Here is a 9,661-nt window from a genome sequence, read left to right as displayed (position 1 = left end):
TACGGGTTATCAGGCAATAGCGCCCAGCAGTTTTTCCCACTCCTTGTTTTCCTTCTTCGACACGCCACCGAGCAGATCGATGGCCTGGCGCAGGCGGAAACGGGTCAGGTCTGGCCCGAGGATTTCCATGGCGTCGAGGACTGAAACCGAGCTCGCCTGGCCGGTAATGGCGGCAAACATCAGGGGCATGGCGTCGCGCAATTTCAATTCCAGGGATTCGACCACGGCCTGGATGGTCGCGGTGATACTGTCCTTCTCCCACTGGCGCAGGCTTTCGAGCTTCCACAGGATCAACTGCATCAACTGCCGCACCTGGTCGCCGGAGAGCTTCTTGGATTCGAACAGCTTCGCATCAGGGGTCACGCCGCCGGCAAAGAAGAACCCCGCCAATGGTGCGATCTGACTGAACGTCTCGACCCTGCCCTGCACGTGCGGCGCGATCTTCATCATGTATTCGGGGTTGAATGCCCATTTCTGAACGCGTGCGGCGAACTCTTCAACCGGCAAGTCGCGCAGCCACTGGCCGTTGAGCCAGGACAGTTTCTCGACGTCGAAGATCGGCCCACCCAGGGACACGCGCGACAGATCGAAGTGCTCGACCATCTCCTGCAGGGAGAACTTCTCGCGCTCGTCCGGCATCGACCAGCCCATGCGCCCCAGGTAGTTGAGCATCGCCTCGGGCATGAAGCCCATGCGTTCGTAGAACGTCACCGAGGTCGGGTTCTTGCGCTTGGACAGCTTGCTCTTGTCCGGGTTACGCAGCAGCGGCATGTAGCACAGCTGCGGTTGTTCCCAGCCAAAGTATTCGTAGAGCAGGATCAGTTTCGGCGCCGACGGCAGCCATTCTTCACCGCGCAGGACGTGGGTGATGCCCATCAGATGGTCGTCGACCACGTTGGCCAGGAAGTACGTCGGCAGGCCGTCGGTCTTCATCAGCACTTGCATGTCCATGCGATCCCACGGGATCTCGACATCGCCGCGCAGCATGTCCGGCACGACGCAGACGCCTTCGGTCGGCACTTTCATGCGAATCACGTGGGGCTCGCCAGTGGCCAGGCGACGGGCGACTTCTTCCTTGGACAGCAGCAGCGCACGACCGTCATAGCGCGGGGTTTCGCCCCGGGCGATCTGCTCGGCGCGCATCTGGTCGAGCTCTTCGGCGGTGCAGAAGCACGGGAATGCGTGGCCCATGTCCACCAGTTGCTGGCAGTACTGCTTGTAGATCTCGCCACGTTCGCTCTGGCGATACGGGCCGTGCGGACCGCCAACGTCCGGGCCTTCGCTCCAGTCGATGCCGAGCCAGCGCAGGGCGTCGAAAATCTGCTGTTCCGACTCGCGGGTCGAACGCAACTGGTCCGTGTCCTCGATCCGCAGGATGAACTCACCGCCGTGCTGCTTGGCAAAGCAATAGTTGAACAAGGCGATGTAAGCGGTGCCGACATGGGGATCGCCAGTAGGCGAAGGCGCGATGCGGGTACGGACGGTGGTCATGGCATGTCTCGGAAAGAAGATAAAAGCAAAGATCAAACAGGGGGCGAATGGTAACAGGCGATGGTGGGCAGGCTCCAGTGAGAGCGGGATTTGTGTGGCCGACCATGAAGACTGAGCTGCCCCATTCGCGAGCAGGCTCGCTCCCACAATGGACCGCATCCAGTCCAAACGACTCGGTTTCCTGTGGGAACGAGCCTGCTCCGGGCGGCGTTCCGACGAAGAGGCCTGTGAAGACACTTCAATATTCAGACAGCCAACAACCGCTCCCGCAACTTGCCAATCTCATCACGCAACTGCGCCGCCGCCTCGAACTCCAGGTCCCGGGCCAGTTGGTACATCTTCTCTTCCAACTGCCGGATTCGCTTGGTGATCTCACTCGGCGAGCGCAGTTCGGCCTCGTAGCGGGCGCTCTCTTCGGCGGCCTTGGCCATGCCCTTGCGCTTCTTGCTGCGCGAGCCGGGCACGGTGGCGCCTTCCATGATGTCGGCGACGTCCTTGAACACGCCCTTGGGGGTGATGCCATTGGCCAGGTTGAAGGCGATCTGCTTGTCGCGACGGCGCTCGGTCTCGCCGATGGCCCGTTCCATGGAACCGGTCATGCGGTCGGCATACAGAATCGCGCGGCCATTGAGGTTACGCGCCGCGCGGCCGATGGTCTGGATCAACGAGCGCTCGGAGCGCAGGAAACCTTCCTTGTCGGCGTCAAGGATCGCCACCAGCGACACCTCGGGCATGTCCAGGCCTTCACGCAGCAGGTTGATGCCCACCAGTACGTCGAAGGTGCCCAGGCGCAGGTCACGGATGATCTCGACCCGTTCCACCGTGTCGATGTCCGAGTGCAGGTAACGCACCCGCACGCCATGGTCGGCCAGGTAGTCGGTGAGGTCTTCGGCCATGCGCTTGGTCAGCGTGGTGACCAGCACCCGCTCCTCCAAGGCCACGCGCTTGGTGATTTCCGACAGCAGGTCATCGACCTGGGTCAGCGCCGGACGCACCTCGACCTGCGGGTCCACCAGGCCGGTCGGCCGTACCACCTGCTCGACCACGCGCCCGGCATGCTCGGCTTCGTAGTTGCCAGGCGTGGCCGAGACAAAAATCGTCTGCGGGCTGACGCTTTCCCATTCGTCGAAGCGCATCGGCCGGTTGTCCAGTGCCGAAGGCAGGCGGAAGCCATACTCCACCAGGGTTTCCTTGCGCGAACGGTCGCCTTTGTACATGGCGCCGACCTGGGGCACGCTGACGTGGGATTCGTCGATCACCAGCAAGGCGTCAGGCGGCAGGTAGTCATACAAGGTGGGTGGCGGCGCGCCCGCCGGGCGGCCCGACAGGTAGCGCGAGTAGTTTTCGATGCCGTTGCAGTAGCCCAGCTCCAGGATCATCTCCAGGTCGAAGCGAGTGCGTTGTTCCAAGCGCTGGGCTTCCACCAGCTTGTTGTTCGAGCGCAGGTATTCCAGGCGCTCTTGCAACTCGGCCTTGATCCCTTCGATGGCGTCCAGCAGGGTTTCCCGTGGCGTCACGTAGTGGCTCTTGGGGTAGAACGTGAAGCGTGGCAACTTGCGGATCACTTCGCCGGTCAGCGGATCGAAGGCCGAGATGCTCTCGACTTCATCGTCGAACAGCTCGATACGGATCGCTTCCAGGTCCGATTCCGCCGGGTAGATGTCGATCACATCGCCCCGCACCCGGAACGTCGCCCGGGCAAAATCCATGTCGTTGCGGGTGTACTGCAAATCCGCCAGGCGCCGAAGCAGAGCGCGCTGGTCGAGTTTGTCGCCGCGGTCCACGTGCAGCACCATCTTCAGGTAGGTTTCGGGACTGCCCAAGCCGTAGATGCACGACACCGTGGTGACGATGATCGCGTCCTTGCGTTCGAGCAGTGCCTTGGTCGCTGACAGCCGCATCTGTTCGATGTGGTCGTTGATCGAGGCGTCTTTCTCGATGAAGGTGTCCGACGACGGCACGTACGCTTCGGGCTGGTAGTAGTCGTAGTAGGAAACGAAGTATTCCACGGCGTTGTTCGGGAAAAACGCCTTGAACTCGCCGTACAACTGCGCCGCCAGGGTCTTGTTCGGCGCCAGCACCAAAGTCGGTCGCTGCACCTGGGCGATCACGTTGGCGATGCTGAAGGTCTTGCCCGAGCCGGTTACACCGAGCAATGTCTGGTGCGCCAACCCGGCCTCGATGCCTTCGACCATCAGGCGGATGGCCTCTGGCTGGTCGCCGGCGGGCTGGAAGCGAGTGACGAGCTGGAATTCAGACATGACATGACCCCTGGGTTCATTCCTGTCGGCCAGGCGACGGGAACAAGAAAGACCGAAACGACTGACGCCGCCCGAGGAAAAAGTTGGAATTCACACAATGTGGAGGTGAATGCCTTCGCTTTCAAGACAAACGTCCTACACGCCTTGCAGACTTTGACGCTGCGAAGGGACTAACGGTCGAAAAAAATCGAAAATACTTACGGTAAACACCGAATAGCCTGTCGCCCTGCCCGGTGATGGCCTCTATACTAGCTCCCCGTTTGTGCACCGCTCTAGTGCATCCGGCTGGAGCGCGACACGTCCCCTCACTCTCCATTCAGAGCCGCGCACTAATGAGCCTGTTTTCCGCTGTCGAATTGGCACCACGCGACCCCATCCTGGGCCTCAACGAAGCTTTCAACGCCGACCCCCGTACCAATAAGGTCAACCTGGGCGTGGGCGTTTACTGCAACGAAGAAGGGCGCATTCCATTGCTGCGCGCCGTGGTCGAAGCCGAGACGATTCGCGTGGCCCAGCACGTTTCCCGTGGCTACCTGCCGATCGACGGCATTGCCGCCTATGACCAGGCGGTCCAGACCCTGCTGTTCGGCAAGGACTCCGCGCTGATCGCCTCCGGTCGCGTCATCACCACCCAGGCCGTGGGCGGCACCGGCGCGCTGAAGATCGGCGCCGACTTCCTCAAGCAACTGCTGCCTGACGCAGTCGTCGCCATCAGCGACCCGAGCTGGGAAAACCACCGCGCCCTGTTCGAAACCGCCGGTTTCCCGGTGCAGAACTATCGCTACTACGACGCTGCCACCCACGACGTGAACCGCAGCGGCCTGCTGGAAGACCTCAACGCCCTGCCCGACCGCTCGATCGTTGTGCTGCATGCCTGCTGCCACAACCCGACCGGCGTGGACCTGAGCCCGGAAGACTGGAAAAACGTGCTGGCCGTGGTCAAGGCCAAGAACCACGTTCCGTTCCTCGACATGGCCTATCAGGGCTTCGGCAAAGGCATCGATGAAGACGCCGCCGCCGTGCGCCTGTTCGCCGAGTCGGGCCTGACCTTCTTTGCCTCCAGCTCGTTCTCCAAGTCGTTCTCGCTGTACGGCGAGCGCGTCGGTGCGCTGTCGATCGTCAGCGAGTCGAAAGAAGAAAGTGCCCGCGTGCTGTCCCAGGTCAAGCGCGTGATCCGCACCAACTACTCCAACCCGCCGACCCACGGCGCCAGCATCGTCGCCGCCGTGCTCAACAGCCCGGAGCTGCGTGCCCAGTGGGAAGAAGAACTGGCCGAAATGCGCCTGCGCATCCGTGGCATGCGCGACCAGATGGTGGACATGCTGGCCAAGGCCGCACCGCACCACGATTTCAGCTTCGTCGCACGCCAGAGCGGGATGTTCTCCTACTCCGGCCTGACCGTTGAACAAGTGACACGCCTGCGCAACGAGTTCGGCATCTATGCCCTGGACACCGGCCGCATCTGCGTGGCCGCGCTGAACCAGAACAACATCGAAGCGGTGACCAAGGCCATCGTCCAGGTAATCTGAAGTATTGGTGATGTGAGAAATGGGAGGCCGCCGGCCGAATGCCAGTCAGCTTAACTGACTGGCATTCGCCTACGGGCTCCTTTTTCTTTAGCCTGCGCCATGGATTTGATAGTGATTTCTTCATCAAAACCCTCCCAGGCCTTCATCTTTCCAAGGATTGATCATGCGCAAAATGCTTGTCTTCACCCTGTTTCTCCTGGCGGGTTGTTCCCATACGCCTGAAGAAACGGATATCAACGGTATATGGATCAATCAGGCTGCCATCGATGCAGCAGCCCAGGGCCAATCTTTACGTAAAACCTTCGCCACCCATGGCTCGAACCTGGAATGGGACTTCGACACCCGCACCGCAAAGGCGCAAGTGACCAGTGGTTTTGAAATCGGCGAAGGCCAATTGCTGCAAAAGTCCCCCGATACCTGGATCGTCGACTACAACGGCTATGGCACCGACGAACTGCGATTTGATGGCAAGCAACTGATACAACTGGCCAAAGAACATGCACCCCAGCAGGTATTCAGCCGCCCCGCCCAAGCTGCCAAAACAGACCCCAGACACACCTTCAGACACGCCCTGAATTCAGCATATATGGGCGGACAATGGAAAATCGTCGACGGCCAGGGAACAGGCAATATCGTTGTGTTTACGGCAGATGGTCGCGTTTCGGGGTTGTCGAAAACCGATCGATACGAGTTGTGCCTGGACGGTGATTGCGCTTCACAGGGCGCAGGAAATGACACCCTGTATCTGGGTACTGAAGACCTGGGAGACTCGTGGATTTTCGTTCGCAAAGGCAAGCAACTGGAGATTCTCCAAGCGATCAACCTATCCCGGCCAGACGGAGTCCCTCAACTCACTCCTGGCCTACGCCGCTGGCTGCTGGAAAAACAATGACCCTTCCCTCGCCATGAAAGCTCCGAATGACTGTGTGAAGCGGTAACATTTGCTACCTGAACGCCTCAGCCACGAAAATCCCGCCCAATCATCAACCCAAGCTTGACTTCTCTTTTCCAATCAGTAACATACGCGTCATTCCGCGATAGCTCAGTTGGTAGAGCAAGTGACTGTTAATCACTGGGTCCCTGGTTCGAGTCCAGGTCGTGGAGCCAGACAGCAATAAATCAAAGCCCCTGAATCGAAAGATCCAGGGGCTTTTTTGTGGGCGCGTTTCCAGCCTTCAAGGCCCGCTGATGGCCGTGGACCGCCTGCCCAAGGTCGCTACCAGAACAATAATCTGGCGCCAATCCGGCATCATGGTCTGAATCCTGCTTGGTTTTTTCCAAATCCCCAAGCTGTCACCTGAGCGTCATGGCCGTACCGCACACTGTCCCGGTCCGCCATTGCAGCTTCATAACAACAAGGACGAAGCCATGCCAACACAAAACCCTCACCGCATCGTGGGACTGTGCACTTCAAGCAAGGTGTACAACGCACTGACCGAGCTCAAGCACCTGGAAGGCCACCGCAGCGCCAAGTTCCTTTCCTTGCTCGCGGAAAACCTGGTCCGCAAAGGCCTGCTCAACGAGCAGGAAGTGGTGCACATGCTCGATCTGGTGGTCGATTGAGCGACATCGATTCCAACTATCGAGCCTGTTGATTTTCCCCCGTCCCGCAGTACACGTAAGGTAACCCCATCGATTGATGGAGGTTCCCATGCCGAAGGTTCAAATCATGTCTGTTGTTGGCAGCGCCGTTCCCGCCCCGCTCAGGGAGCGCGGCCTATTGGCTTGCTGGTACCTGGTGCAGGACGGCGTGACCGTCAGCGGCCCGCTGACTTCCCTGCCCGCCGCCCAAGCCATGTCGCAGCGTATCGGTCCCTACCTGCTACGCGCCTAGGGCAATTGCACGCGAGGCGTGTTCTCGACGAACAACGCCCAGCAGGACATGAACAGCGCCGCGATCAAGGGGCCGATGACGAAGCCGTTCAGGCCGAACACCGCCAGCCCGCCCAGCGTCGAGACCAGCACCATGTAGTCGGGCATCTTGGTGTCCTTGCCCACCAGGACCGGGCGTAGGAAATTGTCCACCAGGCCGATCACGAATACGCCGAAAAGCGCCAGCACCACGCCCTGCCAGATCGACCCGGAAAGCAGGAAATACACCGCCACCGGCGCCCAGACGATACCCGCGCCCACGGCCGGCAACAGCGACAGGAACGCCATCAGCACCGCCCAAGGCAACACCGTCGGAATGCCCAACACCCAGAAAATCAAACCGCCCAGCGCACCTTGGGTGATCGCGACGAGCAGGTTGCCCTTCACGGTCGCCCGCACCACCCGGTTGAATTTCAGTTGCAGACGACGCTTCTGGTACTCGGCCAGCGGCACGGCCGAGCGCACCTTGCGCACCAGCTCCGGACCGTCGCGCAGGAAGAAGAACAGCAAATAAAGCATCACGAAAAAACTCACCAGGAACTGGAACGTGCCTTGGCCGAAACTGAATGCCTGGGTGGCGAAGAACTCGCTGCCCTGCATCGCGCTCTTGACGATCTTGTCCCGCAGCCCGCTCAGGTTGCCCAAGCCGAAGCGATCCAGCAGGTGCTGGAAGTACGGCGGCAGCGCGTCCTTGAAGCGAGCCAGGTAATCGGCAACATCCAGCTCGCCGCTTTCCAGGCTCTTGTACAGCGCAGCACCTTCCTGGACCAGCAAGGTACTGATGACAATCACCGGCAAGATCGCAATCAGCGTGCAGATGGCCAGGGTCAACAGCGTGGTGAGGTTGCGCGGCCAGTTGAGTTTGAATTGCAGGCGACGCTGCAGCGGCGCGAAGACGATGCCCAGGATGACCGCCCAGAACACCGCCCCATAGAACGGCAGCAGGATCCAGACGAAGGCGATGCTGACCAGGATCAGCAGCACCATCTGCGACTTGTTTTGAAGGTTCTTGCGGTTCATTTGCTTTCCATGTCCTTGGCAGATAAACGTTAGTCCGCCAGGACGCGCCGGAGTGCCGTCGCGTCTGCAGCGCACCCTTGATCCAGATCAATACCGCCTGGCCGGCCGTGGCCTACCCTCCCCGCTTTTTGCGATCCGACGCCACCATGCCCCTCGTAGCCCCCGAACTGCTCGCCCCCGCAGGCACCCTGAAAAACATGCGCTATGCCTTTGCCTACGGTGCCGACGCGGTATACGCCGGCCAACCGCGCTACAGCTTGCGGGTGCGCAACAATGAATTCGACCACGCCAACCTGGCCGTCGGCATCGACGAGGCCCACGCGCAGGGCAAACGTTTCTATGTGGTGGTGAACATCGCCCCGCACAACGCCAAGTTGCGCACGTTTCTCAAGGATCTCGAACCGGTGATCGCCATGGGGCCGGACGCCCTGATCATGTCCGACCCTGGACTGATCATGCTGGTCCGTCGGCATTTCCCGCACATGCCGATCCACTTGTCGGTGCAGGCCAATACGGTGAACTGGGCGAGCGTCGAGTTCTGGCAACAACAGGGCGTGAGCCGGATCATCCTCTCCCGCGAGTTGTCCCTGGAGGAAATCGCCGAGATTCGCCAGCAGGTGCCGGCCATGGAACTGGAAGTGTTCGTCCACGGCGCGTTGTGCATGGCCTATTCCGGACGCTGCCTGCTGTCGGGCTATCTGAACAAGCGCGATGCCAACCAGGGCAGTTGCACCAACGCCTGCCGCTGGAAATATTCGGCGCAACCGGCGGTGGAAAACACCGTGGGCGATATCGTCCAGGTGTATCAGCCGGAACCGACCCTGGGCCTCGGGGCGCCGACCGACCAAGTGTTTTTGCTGCAAGAGGCCAATCGCCCGGACGAATCCATGCCCGCCTTCGAAGACGAGCACGGCACCTACATCATGAATGCCAAGGACCTGCGAGCCGTGCAGCACGTGGAACGCCTGACCCGCATGGGCGTGCATTCATTGAAGATCGAAGGACGGACCAAGTCGCACTTCTATTGCGCGCGCACCACCCAGGTGTATCGCCGCGCCATCGATGACGCGATGGCGGGCCGGGAATTCGATCGCAGTCTCATGACCGATCTCGAATCCCTCGCACAACGCGGCTACACCGAAGGCTTCCTGCGTCGGCATGTGCATGACGAGTACCAGAACTATCAGAACGGCAGCTCGGTTTCAGAGCGCCAGCAGTTCGTCGGGGAGCTGACCGGCGCCCGGCGCGAGCGCATGGCCGAGGTCCGGGTGAAGAACCGCTTCGGCCTGGGCGATCACATGGAGCTGATGACGCCCAAGGGCAACTTCCACTTCGACCTGCATCAGTTGCAGAACGTCCAGGGCCAAGGCATCGACGTCGCGCCGGGGGACGGGCACGTGGTGTATGTGCCGATTCCGGATGCGGTGGACTTGCGGTTCGGGTTGTTGATGCGGGATGTAGCGGCGGCGCCATGAGATCGATTCGTGG

The 9,661-nt window shown here is 60.7% G+C and carries 8 protein-coding genes and 1 tRNA gene; 6 read left to right on the top strand and 3 right to left on the bottom strand.

The features are described from left to right. Positions 1-9: 9 nt before the first annotated feature. Both gltX and uvrB read right to left on the bottom strand, forming a co-directional pair. Positions 10-1,491, bottom strand: a complete 1,482-nt coding sequence (gltX, locus tag OC610_RS14115; RefSeq protein ID WP_264428476.1) for a glutamate--tRNA ligase — start codon at positions 1,489-1,491, stop codon at positions 10-12. Between the two features lie 245 nt (positions 1,492-1,736). Further along, complete coding sequence (gene uvrB, locus OC610_RS14110) at positions 1,737-3,752, bottom strand: excinuclease ABC subunit UvrB (RefSeq protein ID WP_264428474.1); 2,016 nt, start codon at positions 3,750-3,752, stop codon at positions 1,737-1,739. A gap of 332 nt (positions 3,753-4,084) precedes the next feature. On the opposite strand from uvrB, the gene OC610_RS14105 reads away from it, so the two are divergent. The 5 genes from OC610_RS14105 (at position 4,085) to OC610_RS14085 (ending at position 7,115) form a co-directional block, all read left to right on the top strand. Beyond that, a complete protein-coding gene (locus OC610_RS14105) occupies positions 4,085-5,281 on the top strand; it encodes an amino acid aminotransferase (RefSeq protein WP_030142042.1) in 1,197 nt (398 codons plus the stop codon). A 163-nt stretch (positions 5,282-5,444) separates the two neighbouring features. Continuing rightward, complete coding sequence (locus tag OC610_RS14100) at positions 5,445-6,173, top strand: hypothetical protein (protein ID WP_264428471.1); 729 nt, start codon at positions 5,445-5,447, stop codon at positions 6,171-6,173. A 139-nt stretch (positions 6,174-6,312) separates the two neighbouring features. After that, positions 6,313-6,388: transfer RNA gene (locus OC610_RS14095), tRNA-Asn, on the top strand. Positions 6,389-6,649: 261 nt separating this feature from the next. Beyond that, positions 6,650-6,844 carry a hypothetical protein gene (locus OC610_RS14090; RefSeq protein ID WP_003179723.1) on the top strand — a complete coding sequence of 65 codons (195 nt, stop codon included), beginning with the start codon at positions 6,650-6,652 and terminating at the stop codon, positions 6,842-6,844. Positions 6,845-6,932: 88 nt separating this feature from the next. Then, complete coding sequence (locus tag OC610_RS14085) at positions 6,933-7,115, top strand: hypothetical protein (RefSeq protein ID WP_030142043.1); 183 nt, start codon at positions 6,933-6,935, stop codon at positions 7,113-7,115. On the opposite strand, the gene OC610_RS14080 is transcribed toward OC610_RS14085, so the two are convergent. Then, positions 7,112-8,173, bottom strand: coding sequence for an AI-2E family transporter (locus tag OC610_RS14080; protein WP_264428465.1), 1,062 nt, complete (start codon positions 8,171-8,173; stop codon positions 7,112-7,114). The genes OC610_RS14085 and OC610_RS14080 overlap by 4 nt on opposite strands. Positions 8,174-8,319: 146 nt before the next feature. Here OC610_RS14080 and trhP point away from each other — a divergent pair, with 146 nt between their 5' ends. Beyond that, positions 8,320-9,648, top strand: coding sequence for a prephenate-dependent tRNA uridine(34) hydroxylase TrhP (gene trhP, locus OC610_RS14075; RefSeq protein ID WP_264428464.1), 1,329 nt, complete (start codon positions 8,320-8,322; stop codon positions 9,646-9,648). Positions 9,649-9,661 lie beyond the last annotated feature (13 nt).

The organism is Pseudomonas agronomica (assembly GCF_025917275.1).
Taxonomy (GTDB): domain Bacteria; phylum Pseudomonadota; class Gammaproteobacteria; order Pseudomonadales; family Pseudomonadaceae; genus Aquipseudomonas; species Aquipseudomonas agronomica.
Note: the sequence above shows the minus strand (reverse complement) of the source record. Positions and strands in the feature narration are given on the sequence as shown.